The organism is Ruegeria sp. E5 (genome assembly GCF_056534105.1).
In genome coordinates this window covers 344,968-363,989 of the sequence record NZ_JBQFPA010000004.1, presented here as the reverse complement: position 1 = coordinate 363,989, position 19,022 = coordinate 344,968, and the positions used below count along the sequence as shown (strand labels likewise).

Annotated in this window: 17 protein-coding genes; 8 read left to right on the top strand and 9 right to left on the bottom strand. The window is 58.6% G+C overall.

The genetic code is table 11. The annotated features are described in order from the left end of the window. The first annotated feature begins 8 nt into the window (after positions 1-8). Positions 9-941, top strand: a complete 933-nt coding sequence (locus tag ACR0BI_RS16655) for a 2-hydroxyacid dehydrogenase (protein ID WP_480562818.1) — start codon at positions 9-11, stop codon at positions 939-941. Here the strand turns inward: ACR0BI_RS16655 and ACR0BI_RS16650 are convergent. From ACR0BI_RS16650 to ACR0BI_RS16625, 6 genes are all read right to left on the bottom strand, one after another. After that, entirely contained in the window at positions 938-2,953 is a 2,016-nt protein-coding gene (locus ACR0BI_RS16650; RefSeq protein ID WP_480562817.1) for a M3 family metallopeptidase, read from the bottom strand. The two genes, ACR0BI_RS16655 and ACR0BI_RS16650, sit on opposite strands and share 4 nt — an antisense overlap. Positions 2,954-3,028: 75 nt before the next feature. Then, complete coding sequence (locus tag ACR0BI_RS16645) at positions 3,029-4,075, bottom strand: molybdopterin-synthase adenylyltransferase MoeB (RefSeq protein ID WP_170664051.1); 1,047 nt, start codon at positions 4,073-4,075, stop codon at positions 3,029-3,031. Then, a complete protein-coding gene (dut, locus tag ACR0BI_RS16640) occupies positions 4,075-4,530 on the bottom strand; it encodes a dUTP diphosphatase (protein ID WP_170423776.1) in 456 nt (151 codons plus the stop codon). The genes ACR0BI_RS16645 and dut overlap by 1 nt, the downstream gene beginning before the upstream one ends. A 26-nt stretch (positions 4,531-4,556) precedes the next feature. Beyond that, complete coding sequence (coaBC, locus tag ACR0BI_RS16635; RefSeq protein ID WP_170423774.1) at positions 4,557-5,753, bottom strand: bifunctional phosphopantothenoylcysteine decarboxylase/phosphopantothenate--cysteine ligase CoaBC; 1,197 nt, start codon at positions 5,751-5,753, stop codon at positions 4,557-4,559. 63 nt (positions 5,754-5,816) lie between these two features. After that, on the bottom strand, positions 5,817-6,638 hold the full coding sequence (locus ACR0BI_RS16630) for a ChaN family lipoprotein (RefSeq protein WP_480562816.1): 822 nt from the start codon (positions 6,636-6,638) through the stop codon (positions 5,817-5,819). After that, on the bottom strand, positions 6,635-7,513 hold the full coding sequence (locus ACR0BI_RS16625; RefSeq protein WP_170423772.1) for an RNA polymerase factor sigma-32: 879 nt from the start codon (positions 7,511-7,513) through the stop codon (positions 6,635-6,637). Before ACR0BI_RS16625 ends, ACR0BI_RS16630 begins: the two co-directional genes overlap by 4 nt. Before the next feature lie 103 nt (positions 7,514-7,616). Here ACR0BI_RS16625 and cobU point away from each other — a divergent pair, with 103 nt between their 5' ends. The 4 genes from cobU to ACR0BI_RS16605 are packed head-to-tail and all read left to right on the top strand — an operon-like array spanning position 7,617 to position 11,218. Continuing rightward, positions 7,617-8,138: a bifunctional adenosylcobinamide kinase/adenosylcobinamide-phosphate guanylyltransferase gene (gene cobU, locus ACR0BI_RS16620; RefSeq protein WP_480562825.1), complete on the top strand. Its 522-nt coding sequence runs from the start codon at positions 7,617-7,619 to the stop codon at positions 8,136-8,138. Further along, positions 8,135-8,713, top strand: a complete 579-nt coding sequence (locus ACR0BI_RS16615) for a histidine phosphatase family protein (RefSeq protein ID WP_170408306.1) — start codon at positions 8,135-8,137, stop codon at positions 8,711-8,713. Before cobU ends, ACR0BI_RS16615 begins: the two co-directional genes overlap by 4 nt. Before the next feature lie 58 nt (positions 8,714-8,771). Then, positions 8,772-9,656 (top strand): glutathione S-transferase N-terminal domain-containing protein, encoded by an 885-nt coding sequence (locus ACR0BI_RS16610; protein ID WP_480562815.1) that lies wholly within the window; start codon positions 8,772-8,774, stop codon positions 9,654-9,656. Between the two features lie 47 nt (positions 9,657-9,703). Next, positions 9,704-11,218 (top strand): YifB family Mg chelatase-like AAA ATPase, encoded by a 1,515-nt coding sequence (locus ACR0BI_RS16605; RefSeq protein WP_480562814.1) that lies wholly within the window; start codon positions 9,704-9,706, stop codon positions 11,216-11,218. Here the strand turns inward: ACR0BI_RS16605 and gshB are convergent. From gshB to rsmI, 3 genes are all read right to left on the bottom strand, one after another. Further along, the gene (gene gshB, locus ACR0BI_RS16600) at positions 11,215-12,147 is read right to left on the bottom strand and encodes a glutathione synthase (RefSeq protein WP_170395871.1); all 933 of its coding nucleotides are present in this window, start codon (positions 12,145-12,147) and stop codon (positions 11,215-11,217) included. The genes ACR0BI_RS16605 and gshB overlap by 4 nt on opposite strands. A 61-nt stretch (positions 12,148-12,208) precedes the next feature. Then, the gene (locus ACR0BI_RS16595) at positions 12,209-12,580 is read right to left on the bottom strand and encodes a YraN family protein (RefSeq protein ID WP_170395869.1); all 372 of its coding nucleotides are present in this window, start codon (positions 12,578-12,580) and stop codon (positions 12,209-12,211) included. Position 12,581: 1 nt separating this feature from the next. Further along, entirely contained in the window at positions 12,582-13,439 is an 858-nt protein-coding gene (rsmI, locus tag ACR0BI_RS16590) for a 16S rRNA (cytidine(1402)-2'-O)-methyltransferase (protein ID WP_170395867.1), read from the bottom strand. Positions 13,440-13,526: 87 nt separating this feature from the next. On the opposite strand from rsmI, the gene ACR0BI_RS16585 reads away from it, so the two are divergent. Genes ACR0BI_RS16585 through murJ form a run of 3 tightly spaced genes read left to right on the top strand, consistent with a single transcriptional unit; the run spans position 13,527 to position 19,016 of the window. After that, on the top strand, positions 13,527-14,699 hold the full coding sequence (locus ACR0BI_RS16585; RefSeq protein ID WP_170395865.1) for a penicillin-binding protein activator: 1,173 nt from the start codon (positions 13,527-13,529) through the stop codon (positions 14,697-14,699). Next, entirely contained in the window at positions 14,659-17,478 is a 2,820-nt protein-coding gene (locus tag ACR0BI_RS16580; protein WP_170395863.1) for a [protein-PII] uridylyltransferase, read from the top strand. The genes ACR0BI_RS16585 and ACR0BI_RS16580 overlap by 41 nt, the downstream gene beginning before the upstream one ends. Continuing rightward, positions 17,475-19,016, top strand: coding sequence for a murein biosynthesis integral membrane protein MurJ (gene murJ / locus ACR0BI_RS16575; RefSeq protein WP_480562813.1), 1,542 nt, complete (start codon positions 17,475-17,477; stop codon positions 19,014-19,016). Before ACR0BI_RS16580 ends, murJ begins: the two co-directional genes overlap by 4 nt. The last annotated feature ends 6 nt before the right edge of the window (positions 19,017-19,022 follow it).

The window sequence follows — 19,022 nt, the reverse complement described above, 5'->3', positions numbered from 1 at the left end:
GGTTTCCTATGCCCGTGAATGTCCTGTTTTCCGCGCGCCCTGAGTTGTGGCCTGAGTATGAAGCTCTGATGCATCAATACTTGTCGGACGCAGGGCTAGATTTTCATCTGGCCACGGACATCCCTGCAGATCAGGTCGACTACATCGTTTACGCCCCGAACGGAGGGGTACAGGATTTCACGCCCTTCACACGGCTCAAGGCGGTGCTGAGCCTCTGGGCGGGGGTTGAGAAAATCTCGGGCAATGAAACCTTGACCGTTCCGCTGGCGCGTATGGTTGACGGGGGGTTAACGCAAGGCATGACGGAATGGGTGGTGGGCCATATGCTGCGCTATCACCTTGGGATGGACCAACACATTACGCTACAGGATGGGGTCTGGACACCTGATGCGCCACCACTGGCCCAGCAACGCACCGTCTGCATCTTGGGTTTGGGCGCATTGGGTGAAGCATCGGCCCACGCGTTGGCAGCGTTGAATTTCCATGTCATCGGTTGGAGCCGTACCGCCAAGACTATTCCCGGCGTGACCTGTCTGCATGGTAAGAACGGGCTGCGCGATGCACTGTCCCAGGCCGAGATAGTGGTTTTGCTGCTGCCAGATACTCCGGCGACCGAAAACACGCTCAACGCCGAAACACTGGCGCTGTTGCCGGAAGGGGCCAAGATCATCAACCCGGGTCGCGGGCCGCTTATCGATGATGAGGCCCTGCTGGCCGCGCTGAATTCAGGGCAGGTCGGGCACGCCACGCTGGATGTCTTCCGCACCGAACCCCTGCCGACCGAGCATCCCTATTGGGCACATCCCAATGTGACGGTGACGCCGCATATCGCCTCGGAAACTAGACCTGTTACCGCAGCTCAGGTGATCTGCGAGAACATTCGCCGAGGTGAAGCGGGTGAACCCTTTCTCCACCTCGTCGACCGAAAGCTTGGGTACTAGGCCGCGATCAGCCCGCGGCCTTTCAGCAAGGCTTCGACGCCAGGCAGACGTCCACGGAAGGCCAGATACAGCTCTTCCGCCTCGCGGGATCCGCCAGTTGACAGGATGTGTTCCTCCAGTGCCTTGGCGCGTTCGGGATCAAACGCACCGTCTGCTTCTTCAAAGGCCGCAAAGGCGTCGGCATCCATGACTTCGGACCACATATAACTGTAGTAACCTGCGCTATAACCGTCGCCCGCAAAGACATGGGCGAAATGCGGGGTGGCGTGGCGCATTCCAATGGCCCGAGGCATGCCGATTTCGGCCAGCACCTCGGCCTGTTTCTCCATCGGATCAGCGGGGGCAGCCCCCTCATGAAACGCCAGATCGACCAGGGCCGAGGCAACATATTCCACCGTCTGGAACCCCTGATCGAAATTGGCGGCCTGTAGCACCTTCTGCAACATCTCCTGCGGCATCGGTGCGCCCGTTTCGGCATGCGTGGCGAACTCAGCCAATACCTCGGGCACTTCCAGCCAATGTTCGTAAAGCTGGCTGGGCAGTTCAACGAAATCACGCGCCACCGAGGTGCCCGAGATACTCTCATAGGTCACATTGGACAGCATCTGGTGCAGGGCATGGCCGAACTCGTGAAACAACGTTCGGGCGTCATCATAGGACAAAAGCGCTGGTTCACCTTTGGCAAAGTTACAGACGTTGATCACGACCGGAGCCTGTTCTTTCGGGTATTTCGCCTGCCCGCGCATTGCGCTGCACCATGCACCCGACCGTTTCGATCCGCGTGCAAAGTAGTCACCGATGAACACCGCAATATGCTGCCCGTCACGGGTCACCTCCCACGCACGGCAATCGGGATGATAGAGCGGCACATCAAGCGGCGCGAACTCCAGCCCGAACAGCCGTGTGGCGCAGGCGAAAGACGCCTCGATCATCCGGTCCAGTTGCAGGTACGGCTTCAGCGCCGCTTCATCGAGATCATGTTCGGCCTTGCGGCGTTTCTCGGCATAGTAGCGCCAATCCCACGCCTCCAGCGGGCCATTTACGCCATCCTCTTGCATCATTGCCGTCAGCACCTCGGCATCTGCGTCGGCGCGGGATTTGGCGGGCTCCCACACATCCAGCAGCAGCTCTCGCACGCGATCTGGTGTGCGGGCCATCTCGGTCTCAAGCTTGTAGGCGGCGAAGCTGGCATACCCCAGCAGCTTGGCGCGTTCTTCGCGCAGGCGCAGGATGTCCGCCGCAATCTCGCGGTTGTCGGTCTCACCTCCATTTGCCCCCCGTGCAGTCCACGCGCGATAAGCCTTTGCACGCAAATCCCGGCGGGGCGAGAATTGCAGAAAGGGCACGATAATCGACCGAGAGAGGGTCACCACCGGGCCATCCGCCCCCTTTTCCTGACCCGCTGCGCGCGCTGCATCGATAACAAAATCCGGCAAGCCTTGCTGGTCTTCTTCGGTCAAATCCATGAACCAGTCGCGTTCATCCGCCAGCAAGTTCTGCGTGAAGGACGTGCCCAGAGACGCCAAACGGGCCTTGATCTCTTGCATTCTCGCATCGTCCTCGCCGGTCAACGCCGCCCCCGCCCGCACGAACCCGCGATGAGACAGCATCAAAACGCGCGCCTGTTCATCGGTCAGGTCCAGATTATCGCGCCGGTCCCATAAATCCGCCACGCGCTTAAACAGTGCTTTGTTTGATGAGATGCGCGAGTAGTGTGCCGCCAGCTTGGGCGAAAATTCGCGTTGCAGTTCTTCACGCTTGGGGTTGCTGTCCGCACCTGCAACGGTGAAAAAGACCGACAGAACCTTATCCATCTGCTCGCCTGCAGCCTCCAGCGCTTCGATCGTATTGGCGAATGTGGGCGTGTCCGGGCTCGCTGCTATCGCCTCAATCTCGGCATCATGTGCGTGCATCGCCTGTTTCAGCGCGGGGGAAAAATCATCATCCGAGATTGTGTCAAACGGTGCGATTTCGAAAGGCGTGTTCCAGTCAGAAAGGATCGGATTGGTCATTGAGGTCTCCTTTGACCTCATAGCTAAGACCACCCGTCGAAATGATCCAGAGCTACCCGAAAATTTGAGCCCACCTTAATGAGATGCCCCGCAGATCGGGCAATCGGTGCGACGCGCCAGGGTGATCTTGCGGCTTTCGCCGTATAGCGCATCGTAGATCAACATCTCACCTCGCAATGCCTGCCCGGCGCCGGTGATCACCTTGATCGCCTCAACCGCCATCATCGAGCCGACCACACCCGGCAGTGGGCCGATTACTCCAGCCTCGGCGCAAGAAGGCGCAAGGCCGGGGGCGGGTGCTTCGGGGAAAATGCACTGATAACATGGGCCGGTGGTGGCAGGGTCAAAGACGCTGAGCTGCCCTTCCCACTGCGACAGCGCGCCAGATATCAGGGGTTTTCCCAGTGCAACCGCCGTACGGTTTGCAAGGTAGCGGGTGTCGAAATTGTCAGTGCCGTCGAGGATCAGATCAAAATCAGCAAACAGATCTGCTGCAATCTCTTCGGTCAGGCGACGGTGGTACGGCAAGACGACCACGTTGGGATTCTGCGCCACCATCGCCTGCTGGGCCGAGAACACTTTGGGCATGCCGATATCTGCGTCGCGGTGGATCACTTGCCGCTGTAGGTTGGCGTTCTCGACCACGTCATCGTCGATCACGCCGATTGTTCCCACTCCGGCGGCAGCCAAATATTGCAGGGCGGGCGCGCCGAGCCCCCCCGCACCGATTACCAGCACGCGCGCCTGTTTCATTCGCTTTTGGCCGGGACCGCCCAGTTCACGCAGAACGATGTGGCGGGCATAGCGTTCAAGCTCGGTCTCGCTGAACTGTTCGGATGGCTTGGCGGGCTCCGACGTCTGGCCGGACGCGGCGCGATTTCGCAACGCCTTCAAACCCCGCCCATAAAGCAGCACCAGCACAGCCGCTCCAGCGAGGATCAGCCACATCGCTGCCGACCCACCGGTCGCCTGACGCAACGGGTTTCCCTCAGGCAGGAGAAGTTGAGCAATAATCACGCCTATCAGGAGCGCGCCAATGGAAACCAGACGCGCGCTGCGCGACACCCCGGCGATATAGCCGACACCCCAAAGCCCGGCGGCAAGGATCAGAACCAGCAGCATCAGCCGCGCCCGGTCGAGCCGAAGCCACCCGCGCCGCGATCAGTCTCGGTCAGAGCCTCAACGTCCTGGAACATGGCCTGCACCACCGGTGCGACGATCAGTTGCGCGATACGTTCGCCATGCGTAATCTCGAAGGGGTCCTGACCCGCATTCATCACGATCACGCCCAACGGCCCGCGATAGTCGCTGTCGATTGTACCCGGAGTGTTGGGCAAGGTGATCCCGTGTTTCAAGGCAAGGCCCGATCGTGGACGCACCTGAACCTCGAACCCCTGCGGAATTTCGATCCTAAGGCCTGTCGGTATCAGCGCACGACGGCCCGGTTCAAGAATAACAGACTCACCATCCGGCAGATTGGCGCGCACATCCGCCCCGGCAGCACCCGCGGTTTCGTATGAAGGCAAGGGCACCAACGGGTCAGCCCCCTCCTCTCGGATCACGCGAATTGCCACCATACCTGTACCTCTTGTCTTTATGGCTGCTATCTGGTCAACGCGCCGGCGATCTTGGCTGCTAACCGCTTTGCCACATCATCCTTGCCCATACGCGGCCATTCTTCGGCACCTTGCTCTGAGATCAGGATCACCGCATTCTCAGAACCGCCCATGATACCTGTCGCGGGGCTGACATCATTCGCAACGATCCAGTCACATCCCTTGCGGGCACGTTTGGCCGTAGCATGTTCGATCACGTTGTCTGTTTCGGCGGCAAAACCCACCACCAAATCGGGCCTGCCACTTCCCATTCGCGCGATGCGCTTCAAAATGTCGGGATTCTCGGCAAACTCTAGCGCGGGCACCCCGTCGCGGCTTTTCTTCAGCTTCCGGTCCGAGGCACTGGATACCCGCCAATCGGCCACTGCAGCTGCAAATACCCCCGCATCCACCGGAAGCGCCGCGTCGACCGCATCCGACATTTGCAGCGCGGTCTCTACACGCACGACCTTTATGCCGTCTGGCGGAGGCACGTCAGCCGGACCCGTAACAAATGTAACATCGGCCCCCAATGCAGATAGCGCGCGTGCAACAGCTGTTCCCTGCGCGCCCGATGATCGGTTGGCGATGTATCGTACCGGATCAATTGGTTCATGTGTCGGACCCGATGTCACCAGAATACGTTTGCCAGCCAAAGGCCCATCCCCGAACTGCGCCTCAATCGCCGCGACAATTTCAAGTGGCTCCGACATGCGGCCCGGACCGTATTCACCGCAAGCCATATCGCCTTCGTTCGGGCCGACAAAACGCACGCCGTCTGCTTCCAGTTGCGCATGGTTACGCCGGGTTGCGGGATGCTCCCACATGCGGACATTCATCGCAGGCGCACACAGAACCGGCGTATCGGTCGCCATCAAAAGGGTCGAGGCCAGATCATTAGCTAACCCGCCTGCCATCTTACCCATCAGATCGGCCGTTGCCGGAGCAACCACGATCAGATCAGCCGAACGGGAAAGCTGAATATGACCCATCTCCGCTTCATCGGTCAGATCAAAGAGATCTCGATAGACCTTTTCACCGGCCAGGGCAGACACGGATAACGGAGTTACGAATTCTTCGGCAGCACGCGTCAAAACCGGCGTGACCGCCGCACCACGTTCCCGCAACCGCCGGATCAGGTCCAGCGACTTGTAGGCCGCAATCCCACCGCCGATAATCAGCAAAATACGTTTCGATGACAGCATGGCTCGCCCTTCCCGTCCCGGTCGGCCCTGACATTAGGCAACGCTGGCGGGCAGTTCCAGCAGTTAATTCTGCACCTCAAAGGCTTTGCAGGGGTCTTCTCGCTCGACTGTGGGGCTATCGATAACAGCATCAAAATCCCCGCTCACGACCCCATCTTCCGATTGTCCAAGTACAAAGACCTTCAAACCGGGGCTTAGTCGCGACAGAAAAGTCGGAATTCCGCGATCCTTACGGGCATGGCCATTGCCAGTGATGACCGCGACAGGCCCGCCAGTTTCGTCGGTGGCGCGCAGAATGGCTCGGGTCAACACAGCGTCCCTCAGACGTTGAATGGCTACCATCTGCGGTAGAACTTCAGCGGGCAATGCGTCGCAATGTGCCGCCAGTTGATCAGCCTCGCGTGCGGCTTGATCTTCATCCGACAGGGGTACCGTCAATCCATATCTGGCCGCATCAGCCCCCAACGCTGTGGCCGCGCCGCGTTCCATAGCAGCGCGGGCCGCCTCACGCGGAACCATCGCGCCATACACCGGCACATCCGCGGCCTGAAAAATGGGGTAGTACATTCTGAGAGGCGGCCAGCCGGATTCTGCCCAGCGCAGAATTCGGGACAGCTCCTCGGGATTGGTTGCCGCTTTTTGAGCCAACCGCTGAGCACCTTCTTCGGTCACCATCTCCCAGACAACCGCCGTGGGCGTGATTGCTTCAACTGCTTCGGCTTGGACCAGATGATGCTGAGGGTTGTCATGTATCTCGCCCAGAATGACGACATCCGCGGCCCGCATGTCGGCCAACACGTCCTGAGGGATAAATTCAGCAGCTCGAACCGTTTGAGGCAAAGTGGCGAGCAACACAAAAGCTGTAAGAATCGCAAGAGGTTTCATGCGAAGAAGTGTTGCACCTCGCGCGATTGCGCTTCAAGGTTCTTGCGCATCTTTGTGAATGCTGCCGCCTCGAGCTGGCGCACACGCTCTTTCGACAGGCCAAGCTCTTTCCCAAGACTTTCCAGCGTCCGGGCAGGCTCACGCAGTTTTCTTTCGCGGACGATAAACCGCTCGCGATCGTTCAAAGCTTGCATCGCCGCCACCAGCCATTCGCGCAGTTGCTGGTTGTCGTGGCTGTTCTCTACTACCTCGGCGGCTTGTTCGCTGTCATCTTCCAGCGCATCAATCCACTCGCGCCCGTCCTCATCTGCAGACTGCACCGCATTCAGCGAGAAATCGGACCCTGCCAGACGGCCTTCCATCATCTCGACATCACGCAGCGGGACTCCGATTTCGGCGGCAATCTTCTGATGCAACTGATGGCGATCCAGCTCCAGCCCCTCGGTCGCGGCTTCGCGCTCCAGACGCGCCTGTACCCGACGCATGTTGAAGAACAGCGATTTCTGGGAAGAGGTCGAACCAGTGCGCACCATCGACCAATTGCGCATCACGTAATCCTGAATGCTGGCCTTGATCCACCACACTGCATACGTTGAAAACCGCACACCCCGATCCGGATCGAACTTGTCGGCGGCTTTCATCAAGCCCAGTCCCGCCTCCTGAATCAGATCATTCATCGGCGCGCCGTAGCGTTTGAATTTCGCCGCCATTGATATCGCCAGCCGCATATAAGCCGTAATGAGGCGATGCAGCGCCTGCTCATCGCGTTCGTCGCGCCAGGCATAGGCCAGTTTCAATTCAGTCTCCGCATCCAGGAGCTCGGCCTTCATTGCCTGCCGGGACATCGAAAAATCATGTGCGTTGTCGAGTGCCATGCAATTCTCCCCTTTTATCACAGGCGATGGGCCGGGCTTGCCTTGCCGACTTGTGGTCGATACGCAGGACAAAACCGGGTGGATCACCAGAAAGGTAATAAAAGTGCATGCCGATTTAACCTTTATCTTGGGCGGGGCGGCATCCGGAAAATCTGCTTTTGCGGAGCAACTTGCTGTTTCAACTGGGAAAAACCGCGTTTACCTTGCGACATCACAAGTGTTTGATGATGAGATGCGCTTAAAAATCAGGCAACATATTGCACAACGCGGCAGCGGGTGGACGACGATCGAAGCGCCATTTGATCTATCGCCGGAACTCGCCAAGCTGACAAATGATCAGATTTGCCTGATCGATTGTGCAACCATGTGGCTGACAAATCACCTGCTGGCAGAGAATAACCTAGAGGAAGCACAGGCCGGACTGCTTGAGGCGATGAAGACCTGTGCCGCCCAGATCGTCGTGGTATCAAACGAAGTCGGCCACGGGATCGTCCCCGACAACGCCTTGTCCCGTCGATTCCGCGAGGCGCAGGGACGGCTGAACATCGCTCTGGCTGCGCAGGCAGAGCGGGTGGTGCAGGTTACGGCCGGGCTGCCGCTGGTTCTCAAAGGGCAACCCCTATGACGCGCCTGCATTTGGTACGGCACGGCCCCACCCATGCTAAAACTATGGTAGGCTGGTCCGACCTTCCTGCCGACTTGAGTGATAAGGCCGCGATTGCACGGCTTGATGCGCATCTGCCTTCCAATGCCGTCGTAATCTCATCAGACTTGTCACGCGCCAGCGATACGGCCAGCGCCATTCAAGGCACGCGACTCCGCCTTCCGCACCACCGCGATCTGCGCGAAATTAATTTCGGCAACTGGGAGATGCGCCCCTTCGCCGAGATCGAGGCGGAAGATCCCGAGCTTTGCTTTGCCTACTGGGATAATCCGGGCGAGGTCAGGCCTCCAAACGGGGAAAGCTGGAATGAGGTCCGCGCGCGTGTCGATAGGGTCGTCGACACCCTGATCGCGGCCCATACCGGATGTGACCTAGTCCTGGTCGCCCATTTCGGAGTGATCCTGACTCAGGTCCAACGCGCTCTGGACGTAGACGCCCAACACGCGTTTGGTCACCGCATCGACAACCTGTCCGTCACCGAGATCACGCGCCATAACGATGGTTGGACCGTAGGTCGGATTAATCACCGACCGTGATAAGTGTGCGCACAAATCTCTGATTTACCGACGCGTCTCTGTCCGACATCGTTGCTGTATGACATATGATCTCTTTATCGGTGACCGGTTGTTCTCCAGCTGGTCCATGCGCGGATGGCTAATGCTTGAAAAATTCGGCCTGCCATACCGCACCCACATGATTGGCCTTTATTCCGGCACCATGGCGGCAGATATGGAACCACTGGGCCCGGCGCGCCTTGTTCCTGCGCTGCGTCTTCCAGATGGAACCGTGGTCGGCGAAAGCCTCGCGATGGCAGAGACATTGGCAGAACGCCATCCCGAAGCAGGGCTTTGGCCGTCAGACCGCTCCGCCCGCGCCACAGCCCGGTGGCTTTGTGCTGAAATGGTTGCCGGTTTCACAGCGCTACGGGGGCAATGCCCCATGCAGTTGAAACATTGCTGGGAAGGGTTCAAACCTTCACCTGAAACGATGACTGATTTGCAGCGGATCGAAACCCTCTGGGCCCATGCACGGAAGGTCTCTGGCGCCGCGTCGGGCCCGCTGTTTGGTGCCTATTCTCTGGCTGATGTTTTCTACACGCCGGTCGCTGCGCGAATTATTGGCTACGGACTGCCAGTCTCCGAAGACAATCGCGCATACTGCATGCACCTGCTCTCGGATATCGCAGTTCGACAATGGCGCGCCATGGGCATGACGGTCGCGTATGAGCCCTTCCCGTATCCGCAAGACCTTCCCGCACACAGTTGGCCAATTGGCGGGGATTCAGGGGTATTGGCGGTCAGCAACGGCCCCTCGGTCAACACAGCCTGCCCCTATTCCGGCAAGCCTGTGCAAGACTATCTGGAACTCGATGGCAAGATTTGGGGCTTTTGTAATCCGTTTTGCCGAGACAAGACCATTGCCGACCCTGAGGCGTGGCCGAAATTTACGGCGATGGTTGCTGACGTTAACGATTCTTAAACTGCAGCCATGGCAGCAACGTCCTGTTAACCAAGAACAGGATTGCCATGGTCGCCCGCGCCCACACTGTTGCCTTTCAAGGAGTCGATGCCCGCCCGGTCGAGGTGCAATGCGCCGTCTCACCGGGCCTTCCGGCCTTTTCCATCGTGGGATTGCCTGACAAGGCAGTCTCCGAAGCACGGGACCGGGTTCGCAGCGCGCTAAGTTCGATGGCGATCGCGCTGCCGTCGAAACGGATCACGATTAACCTTTCGCCTGCCGATCTGCCCAAAGAGGGCAGCCATTTCGACCTGCCTATCGCCGTCGCTTTGTTGACTGCGTTGGAAATCATCCCAGCGGATGCTGCCGAGGGCGCTGTCGCGTTGGGCGAGTTGTCTTTGGATGGTTCTCTGGTACCCGTCGTCGGCGCGCTGCCCGCTGCCATGACAGCAGCCGCCGATGATCGCAGCTTGCTTTGTCCCAGCGCCTCGAGCGCCGAAGCCGCGTGGGTGGATGCCACGCAGGTGATCGGAGCGGGCTCGTTGGGGGATGTAGTAAGGCACTTTACCGGTCAGTCTGCGCTGCCCGCTGCGACACCGGGCGAAGTGAAACTATCACCCAACGCACGGGACCTGCGGGACGTGAAGGGGCAAGAGCGCGCCAAACGCGCCTTGGAAATCGCCGCAGCCGGGCGGCATCATTTGATCATGATCGGGACACCGGGTTCCGGCAAATCCATGCTGGCGGCGCGTCTGCCGAGTATTTTGCCGCCTCTGAGCCCGGTCGAAGCTTTAGAGACATCGATGATCCAGTCGCTTTGCGGCTTACTGGACGAAGGTGGCATCAGCCGCGCCAGACCGTTTCGCGAGCCGCACCATACCGCTTCGATGGCCGCGATCGTGGGCGGTGGCAAAGGCGCGAAACCCGGTGAGATTTCACTGGCGCATAACGGCGTCCTGTTCATGGACGAGTTTCCCGAATTTCCGCGCACAGTTTTAGAAACCCTGCGCCAACCTATTGAAACCGGCAAGGTAATGGTCGCCCGCGCCAACGCCCATGTGAAATACCCATGCCGCTTTATGCTGGTAGCCGCCGCGAACCCGTGCAAATGCGGATACCTGACGGACCCATCCCGCGCCTGTTCACGCGCGCCGGTCTGTGGTGAGGATTACTTGGGGCGTATCTCAGGGCCGTTGATGGACCGGTTCGATCTGCGCATCGAAGTCCCTCCGGTCGGATTTACCGATCTCGACCTGCCGCCTACTGGCGACAGCTCTGCGAACGTCGCAGAGCGGGTTGAAGCGGCGCGCGCCATACAAGCAGATCGCTTTCGCGACACGCCAAATACCCGTCAAAACGCAGATGTCGAAGGCAATATGCTGGAAGAAATCGCCGCCCCTGATGCCCAGGGCAAAGAACTATTACTGAAAGCCGCGGAACGCTTTGGCCAGTCGGCCCGCGCCTTTCACCGCATCCTACGCGTGGCCCGCACCATTGCCGATCTCGAAGGTGAGCCGGATGTGCGCCGCCCCCATGTCGCCGAGGCGCTGAGCTTTCGCATCAGCGCCAAAGCAGGAGCTTAAAGTTTCGCCTCAATCGCTTGCCAGATTTTCTCGGCGATGTTCACGCCATTGAACCGCTCAAGCTCCTGAATACCAGTGGGTGAGGTCACGTTGATCTCGGTCAGGTAGTCGCCAATTACATCGATCCCCACAAAGATCTGACCACGTTCCTTCAATAACGGTCCAATCGCAGCGCAGATTTCCATATCTCGCTCGGACAGGCCGATTTTCTCGGGGCGCCCGCCCACATGCATGTTCGAGCGGGTCTCGCCCTCAGCCGGAACGCGGTTGATGGCGCCCACCGGCTCACCATCGACAAGTATGACCCGCTTGTCGCCATTGCGCACATCGGGCAGGAATTTCTGCGCGATCAGAGGCTCACGAGAAAAGCCGGTGAACAGCTCATGCAGCGACGTCAGGTTGCGGTCATTCGCATCAAGACGGAATACGCCAGCACCTCCGTTGCCGTAAAGCGGCTTGAGGATGATATCGCCATGCTTTTCCTTGAACGCCTTGATGGTTCGCAAATCCCGCGCAATCGTGGTGGGCGGAGTCAGTTCAGGGAAATCCAGAACCAGCAGCTTTTCGGGATAGTTTCGCACCCAAAACGGATCGTTAACCACCAGGGCCTGCCCCTTTAGCCGGTCAAGCAAATGGGTCGAGGTGATGTAGTGCATGTCAAACGGGGGGTCTTGGCGCAGCCAGACGACATCAAATTCAGCAAGGTCCACTTCACACTCAGGGCCCAACACTGCCGGGTTCCCAGCGACTCGTTGCACCGTCATGTCATGGCCGCGCGCCGTGATCTTGCCTTCCTGGTAAGCCAATTGATCCGGGCCATAATAAAACAGCTGGTGGCCGCGCGCCTGAGCCTCTTCTGCCAGACGGAAAGAGCTGTCGGCGTTGATATCCACGGCCCCGATTGGGTCCATCTGAAAGGCGATCTTCATGGTGTATCCCTCAATTCCACGCTCGATACATGGCGCAGAGGCTTGACGGGTTCAATGGGGGTCAGTCCAAACCAAAGGCGTTTTCGATGATTTGAACAGTTCCAGTGTCATCAACCAGTGCCGCATCAAACCGAGTATTCGTCAGCTGACCAGCAGGCTCCTGTTCAAGAAACTGGGCAGCGGATGCGCAAATTCGATCCATCTGTCGGCGACTAATCCGAGCGGCTGCACGGTCAAAACTACGGCTTTTCTTAACCTCAATGAAGACCAACCCATCTGCGTTGCGCGCGATCAGATCTATTTCACCGCCAGCACCGCGCCACCTGCGTCTTGCGATTGAATAACCCCGGCGCACGTATTCGGCGGCCACGCAAAGTTCGGCGGATTGTCCAGCGTGATAAGATACAGAACCCCGAACGGATCTCTGTGCCATATCATCCCTTTCCCAGCTTCAGAGCCATCTGATAGATCGGGCGGCGCGGCAGGCTGAACATCTCTGACACCAAATCTGCCGCATCACGCACCGAATGCGTTTGCAAAGCTTTTATCAATGCCTCTTCTACGTCAGAGTCCTTAACAGATTGCGAATGGGCGCGATCCACAAGCAGAACCACCTCGCCCTTAACCGATAAGCCCTCGTACTCTGTTGCCAGATCAGCGAGCGTCCCTCGGCGAGTTTCTTCAAACTTTTTGGTGAGTTCACGGCACAGGGCCGCCTGTCGGTCTCCACCCAAAATATCCGCGAGATCAGAGAGGCAGGCAGCCACGCGCTTCGGTGATTCATAGAAGACAAGCGTTCCGGGGACGCTGCGCAGGGATTCGATTCGTGAACGCCGTGCGCCAGAGGCATTGGGCAAGAACCCGGCAAAGAAAAATGCATCCGTGGGAAGCCCCGCCAATGTCAGCGCCGTCAAAACAGCAGACGGTCCCGGAGCACATGTCACGTTGTGCCCAGCCTCAGCCGCCTGACGGCCCAAATCATAGCCGGGATCGGCGATCAGCGGCATTCCCGCCTCGGACGCGTAAGCCACCGATTGCCCTTGTTCCAGCGCCTCAAGTATTTTGCCCCGCGCGCCCGCGCCGCTGTGATCGTGATAGGCCAATATACGGCGCCCTTCGAGCGGCACGCCATGGATTTCCATCAAACGTCGCAAGCTGCGTGTATCTTCGGCAGCAATCATGTCCGCCGAGGCCAAAACATCGAGCGCCCTGAGCGTAATATCGCGTGCCGTCCCGATTGGGGTGGCAATAAAGTACAGCCCAGCGGCCAATCTGATCTTTTGGAAATTCAAAGCTGGACCCTCACAGCGTGACGTTTATTATCGCGGTTCAATAGACCAAGGTGCCCTCAGACGCCGGATCAGGGAGTTTTCTTTTAGATGTTTACCGTTTGCAAGCCCGCACGCAAACTGGCGAAATCCGCCATAGTACTGGCCACGGCCGCTTTTCTGGCCGCCTGTGAAGTCGGCGGCATCAGCGGAGGCCCCTCGATCGACACCTCTGACCCGGTTCCGGTGGCCCTGTTGGTCCCAAGCGGATCACCTCAGTCTGGCGATGCGGCCCTTGCCCGTAGCCTTGAGAACGCAGCGCGGCTGGCTATCGCGGATTTGCCGAACGTCAAGATTGATCTGCGCGTCTACGACACGGCCGGCAATGCCGGAACGGCCTCGGCGGTTGCACAGCAAGCTGTAGCGGACGGGGCCAAGATCATTCTTGGGCCAGTGTACGCACAAGCCGCAAACGCGGCAGGACTTGCGGTGCTAAACAACAATGTGAACGTGCTGTCCTTCTCGAACAACACCAGCATTGCGGGCGGCAATGTCTATGTGCTTGGCCCCACTTTCCAGAACACGGCCAACAGACTGGTGAACTACGCCGGACAGCAGGGTAAAAACAGTACTGTCATTGTGCACAGCAATGACTCAGCGGGCCAGCTAGGCCAGTCTGCCATCGCTGCCGCGCTCAGCAACAGCCGCGTCAACAATGCGGGCACAGTTGGATATGACCGGTCTCAGCAGGGCGTGATCGATTCTGTTTCGGCGATTAAAGCAACGGTCGATTCGACCGGCGCAGATTCGATTTTCCTGACCGCGACAACCGCAGGCGCGCTGCCGCTTTACAGCCAGTTGTTGCCCGAGGCTGGTGTGTCTCCTGCGACAACTCAGTATATCGGCCTGACACGTTGGGACATTCCAGCCCAAACGCTGGAATTGCCTGGCGTACAAGGTGGCTGGTTCGCACTTCCCGATCCGGCAAAGGCACAGGCGTATCGCCAGCGTTACAACAACACCTACGGTGAGGCACCACACCCGATCAGCGGGCTTGCCTATGACGGAATCGCTGCGATCGGAGCCTTGGTTAGCCAGGGCAAATCGAACGCGTTGACAGGTGCAGCATTAACCCAGAACGCCGGTTTTCAGGGTGTCGGCGGTATTTTCCGCCTGCGGCCGAACGGTACGAACGAACGCGGTCTGGCTGTTGCCACGATCCAGAACAAACAGGTGGTTGTGATTGACCCTGCCCCACAAAGCTTCTCTGGCGCCGGATTCTAATCGACCGGCGCAGGGCTCTGCGCCCGATGTCAATCTGATCTGCGCGGCTGACGAGATTTTTAACAACGCCGAGGTCAATGCCAACCTGTCCGCCGCTGTTGAAATCAGTTCGGACAACGCAGCCTTGCGCGCCGAGACGGTGCGCATTCTGCGAGAGGCGCAAAAGACAGGCCGCAAGGCGATTGCGGACGCCTTTGCCGAGCGCCCATTTGATGCACTGCCGCTGACGCATTCCTATACCTATCTGACGGATCAGATGGTCGGGACAGCAATGCGCATCGCCAGCGAGCATCTGCATCCGCTGGCAAATCCAACGCAAGGCGAGAAAATCGCTGTGCTGGCAGTGGGAGGTTATGGCCGGGGTGAGATGGCCCCGTCATCCGATGTAGATCTGCTTTTTCTAACGCCGTACAAAATCACCGCCTGGGCCGAGAGCGTGATCGAATCCATGCTCTATATTCTCTGGGATCTGCGGCTGAAGGTCGGTCACTCTTCACGCACGATCAAAGATTGCCTGCGTCTGGGGGCCGATGATTTCACCATCCGTACCGCCATGCTGGAACAACGGTATCTCGTCGGGGATCAGCCCCTTGCGCAAGAACTTGAAGCGCGCCTGAAGACCGATCTTTTCAAAGGCACCGAGCGGGAATTTATCGAAGCCAAGCTGAAAGAGCGCGATGAGCGGCACCTGAAGCAGGGTGAACGCTATATGGTCGAACCCAATGTCAAAGAGGGCAAGGGCGGCTTGCGCGACCTGCAATCGCTCTACTGGATCGCAAAATATATCTATGGCGTAACGGATGTGGCCGAACTGGTCCCTATGGGCCTCTTTACGCCCGAAGAGTTTGACGAGTTCGCGCAAGCCGAAGAATTCCTCTGGGCCGTCAGGTCTCATTTGCATCTGGTGACGGGCCGCGCGACGGAACAACTGACCTTCGATCTGCAGGTCGAGGTGGCCGATCGTATGGGATATCAAGACCGCGCCGGTCGGCGCGCCGTCGAGGTGTTCATGCAACGCTATTTCCGCGAAGCCACCCGTGTGGGCGAATTGACACGGATTTTCCTGACCAAACTGGAAGCCTCGCACATGAAGGGCGCGGCCTTGCTGGAACGTATTTTCCGCCGTCGCCCCCGCGTCAAGGCCGGTTACCGCGTGGTCCATGGCCGCCTGGATATCGCGGACCCTGACACGTTCCTGTCAGACAAGGTCAACCTGTTACGGTTGTTCGAAGAGGGTTTGCGCACGGGTATGCTGATCCATCCCGACGCAATGCGGTTGGTAACGGCCAACCTGAACCTGATCGACGATGAGATGCGCAACGACAAAGAGGCGCGGCGCATCTTTCTTGATCTGATGCTGAAACACGGCAACCCCGAACGTGCCCTGCGACGCATGAACGAGTTGGGGGTTCTGTCAGCCTTTTTGCCCGAGTTTGAGCACATCGTGGCGATGATGCAGTTCAATATGTATCACAGCTATACGGTGGACGAGCATACGATCCAGTGCATTGTCAATTTGGCGCAGATCGAGCGAGGAGAGTTAATCGAGGAACTGCCCTTGGCGTCATCCATCCTGGAGGGTGGTGTTAGCCGAAAGGTTCTATACGTGGCTCTGTTGCTGCACGACATCGGCAAAGGACGCCCCGAAGATCATTCGATTCTGGGTGCGCAAATCGCGCGCAAAGTGGCACCACGATTGGGGCTGAGCAAGGCGGATTCTGAAACCGTCGAATGGCTTGTACGCTATCACTTGCTGATGTCCGATATGGCGCAAAAACGCGACATCTCAGACCCGCGCACAATCCGCGATTTCGCGAAAGCTGTTGCAACCGTCAAACGGCTGGACTTGCTGACGGTGCTGACAGTCTGTGACATCCGCGGTGTCGGACCAACGACCTGGAACAACTGGAAGGCTACATTGCTGCGCGCTTTGCATGCTGACACCAAACACGCACTGGAATCCGGGATGGAGGCGCTTAACCGAGCCAATCGTGGAGATGGGGCGAAAAAGCGGTTGCGGGCCGAATTGGAAAACTGGTCCAAATCTGACCTGAAAACCGAAACCGGGCGGCATTATGATCCGTATTGGCAGGGACTGAACCTTTCGACACATGTCGAATTCGCGGAAATGTTGAAATCGCTGGAGGACAGCGGCGATCCGGGTGCCGTAGAAATCCGTCTGCATCCGGATGAGGATCGCGACGCCACCCGCGCGTGTTTTGCCATGGGTGATCATCCGGGTATTTTTTCTCGCATAGCGGGGGCACTTGCCCTTGTAGGAGCCAACGTGGTTGATGCCCGCAGCTATACGACGAAAGACGGATATGTAACTGATGCGTTCTGGGTTCAGGACGCCGAGGGCCATCCCTTCGAGGCCACGCGCCTGCCTCGGCTGACCCAGATGATTCACAAGACACTCAGGGGTGAGGTTGTCGCACGGGACGCATTGAAATCCCGCGACAAGATCAAGAAGCGCGAACGCGCCTTCAACGTCCCGACCCATATCACCTTCGACAACGAAGGTTCAGAGATTTACACGATCATCGAAGTCGACACCCGCGACCGGCCCGGACTGCTATATGATTTGACGCGCACGATGGCAGCCGCCAATGTCTATATCGCGAACGCAGTGATCGCCACCTATGGAGAACAGGTGGTCGACACGTTCTATGTCAAGGATATGTTCGGCCTGAAATACCACTCTGAGGCCAAGCAACGCGGGTTGGAAGCCAAGCTGCGCGCGGCCATCACCGAAGGTGCCGAGCGGGCCGCATCATGAAGCCGATCCGCCTGATTTCGGGCTTTTTCACCGTTGGGTTCTGGACCTTGGCAAGCCGCATTCTGGGCTTTTTGCGGGAAATCCTGCTGACCGCTTATATCGGGCCCGGACCGGTGATGGACGCTTTCGTCGCAGCCTTCCGACTACCCAATATGTTCCGCCGCTTCTTTGCCGAGGGCGCATTCAACGCAGCCTTTGTTCCAATGTTTTCAAAACGCCTTGAAGGCGGCGAAGACGCCGAAGGTTTCGCACAGGATGCGTTTAACCTGTTGGCGGTGGCGGTGTTGGCGCTAGTCGGTCTGGCGATGGTCTTCATGCCCGCGTTGGTTTGGATAACCGCCGAAGGATTCTATGGTGATGAACGCTTCGATCTGGCGTTGGATTATGGTTACGTCGTGTTCCCCTACATCCTGTTTATGTCCCTCGCTGCGCTGTTTTCCGGAGTATTGAACGCAACCGGACGCTTCGCCGCTGCAGCCGCCGCTCCTGTGCTGCTGAACATATTCGCCTGCTCCGCGTTAATCTTTGGCGCGATATCTGGTGGAGAAATCGTACGCTGGCTCATCGCGGTCATCCCAGTCGCAGGCATCGCGCAATTGGCGCTTGTCTGGATTGCGACTGAACGCGCCGGAATTCGCATTCGGCTCGGTCGGCCAAAGCTCAGCCCGGAAATGCGCCGCATGGTGCGGATCGCGGTTCCTGCGGCGCTGGCCATGGGCGTAACGCAAGTCAATCTTGTAGTCGGACAGCTTGTGGCATCAAAAACCGAAAAGGCAGTCAGTTGGTTGTTTGCCGCAGATCGTTTGTATCAACTGCCGCTCGGAGTGGTTGGCATTGCCGTCGGCATCGTGCTGTTACCCGACCTGTCGCGCCGCCTGCGCGCAGACGACAAAGATGGAGCACGCAACGCCTTTTCAAGAGCCGGAGAGTTTACTCTGCTTCTGACCTTGCCTTCAACGGTTGCCTTTATGATCATCCCCGGCCCGTTGGTCTCGGTCCTGTTCCAACGCGGCCAGTTCAGCGCCGAAGATACAGCGGCGACCGCCTTGGCCGTGGCCATCTATGGTATCGGGCTGCCCGCATTCATGCTGCAGAAGCTGCTGCAACCGTTGTTCTTCGCCCGCGAGGATACCAAATCACCGTTTCGATACGCTGTGGTTGCAATGGTGGTGAATGCCGGGCTTGCCTTTGGGCTTTATCCCATTTTCGGGTGGATTGCGCCCGCAATCGCAGCGTCGACTGCTGGCTGGGCCATGGTTGCGCTGCTTGCAATCGGCGCGCGCAGAATGGGCGACGAAGCCCGATTTGATGACCGGTTCAAACAGCGGATCTGGCGGGTCGTGGCGGCATCGGCTGGCATGGGGGTGGTGTTGTTTACGGCCATTAACCTCTTCGGCTGGACGTTCGGCGTACCAGGCTGGCGTTACCTTGCGCTGATCGTGCTCATTGTAACTGCGGCGGTGGCCTACTTCCTTTTGGGGCACCTCTTGGGGGCCTTCAGGATTTCGGAATTCCGAACAGCGCTGCGCCGTAGCTAAGGCGCA

Excerpts from the sequence above, each read along its gene's own strand:
- ACR0BI_RS16595 (WP_170395869.1), bottom strand. The coding sequence starts at position 12,580 with ATGGCACAGAGATCCGTTCGGGGTTCTGTATCTTATCACGCTGGACAA.
- gshB (WP_170395871.1), bottom strand. The coding sequence starts at position 12,147 with ATGAAGATCGCCTTTCAGATGGACCCAATCGGGGCCGTGGATATCAAC.
- murJ (WP_480562813.1), top strand. The coding sequence starts at position 17,475 with ATGAAGCCGATCCGCCTGATTTCGGGCTTTTTCACCGTTGGGTTCTGG.
- ACR0BI_RS16655 (WP_480562818.1), top strand. The coding sequence starts at position 9 with ATGCCCGTGAATGTCCTGTTTTCCGCGCGCCCTGAGTTGTGGCCTGAG.
- ACR0BI_RS16630 (WP_480562816.1), bottom strand. The coding sequence starts at position 6,638 with ATGAAACCTCTTGCGATTCTTACAGCTTTTGTGTTGCTCGCCACTTTG.
- ACR0BI_RS16625 (WP_170423772.1), bottom strand. The coding sequence starts at position 7,513 with ATGGCACTCGACAACGCACATGATTTTTCGATGTCCCGGCAGGCAATG.
- coaBC (WP_170423774.1), bottom strand. The coding sequence starts at position 5,753 with ATGCTGTCATCGAAACGTATTTTGCTGATTATCGGCGGTGGGATTGCG.
- ACR0BI_RS16585 (WP_170395865.1), top strand. The coding sequence starts at position 13,527 with ATGTTTACCGTTTGCAAGCCCGCACGCAAACTGGCGAAATCCGCCATA.
- ACR0BI_RS16610 (WP_480562815.1), top strand. The coding sequence starts at position 8,772 with ATGACATATGATCTCTTTATCGGTGACCGGTTGTTCTCCAGCTGGTCC.
- ACR0BI_RS16615 (WP_170408306.1), top strand. The coding sequence starts at position 8,135 with ATGACGCGCCTGCATTTGGTACGGCACGGCCCCACCCATGCTAAAACT.
- dut (WP_170423776.1), bottom strand. The coding sequence starts at position 4,530 with ATGGTGGCAATTCGCGTGATCCGAGAGGAGGGGGCTGACCCGTTGGTG.
- ACR0BI_RS16605 (WP_480562814.1), top strand. The coding sequence starts at position 9,704 with ATGGTCGCCCGCGCCCACACTGTTGCCTTTCAAGGAGTCGATGCCCGC.
- ACR0BI_RS16645 (WP_170664051.1), bottom strand. The coding sequence starts at position 4,075 with ATGCTGCTGGTTCTGATCCTTGCCGCCGGGCTTTGGGGTGTCGGCTAT.
- ACR0BI_RS16650 (WP_480562817.1), bottom strand. The coding sequence starts at position 2,953 with ATGACCAATCCGATCCTTTCTGACTGGAACACGCCTTTCGAAATCGCA.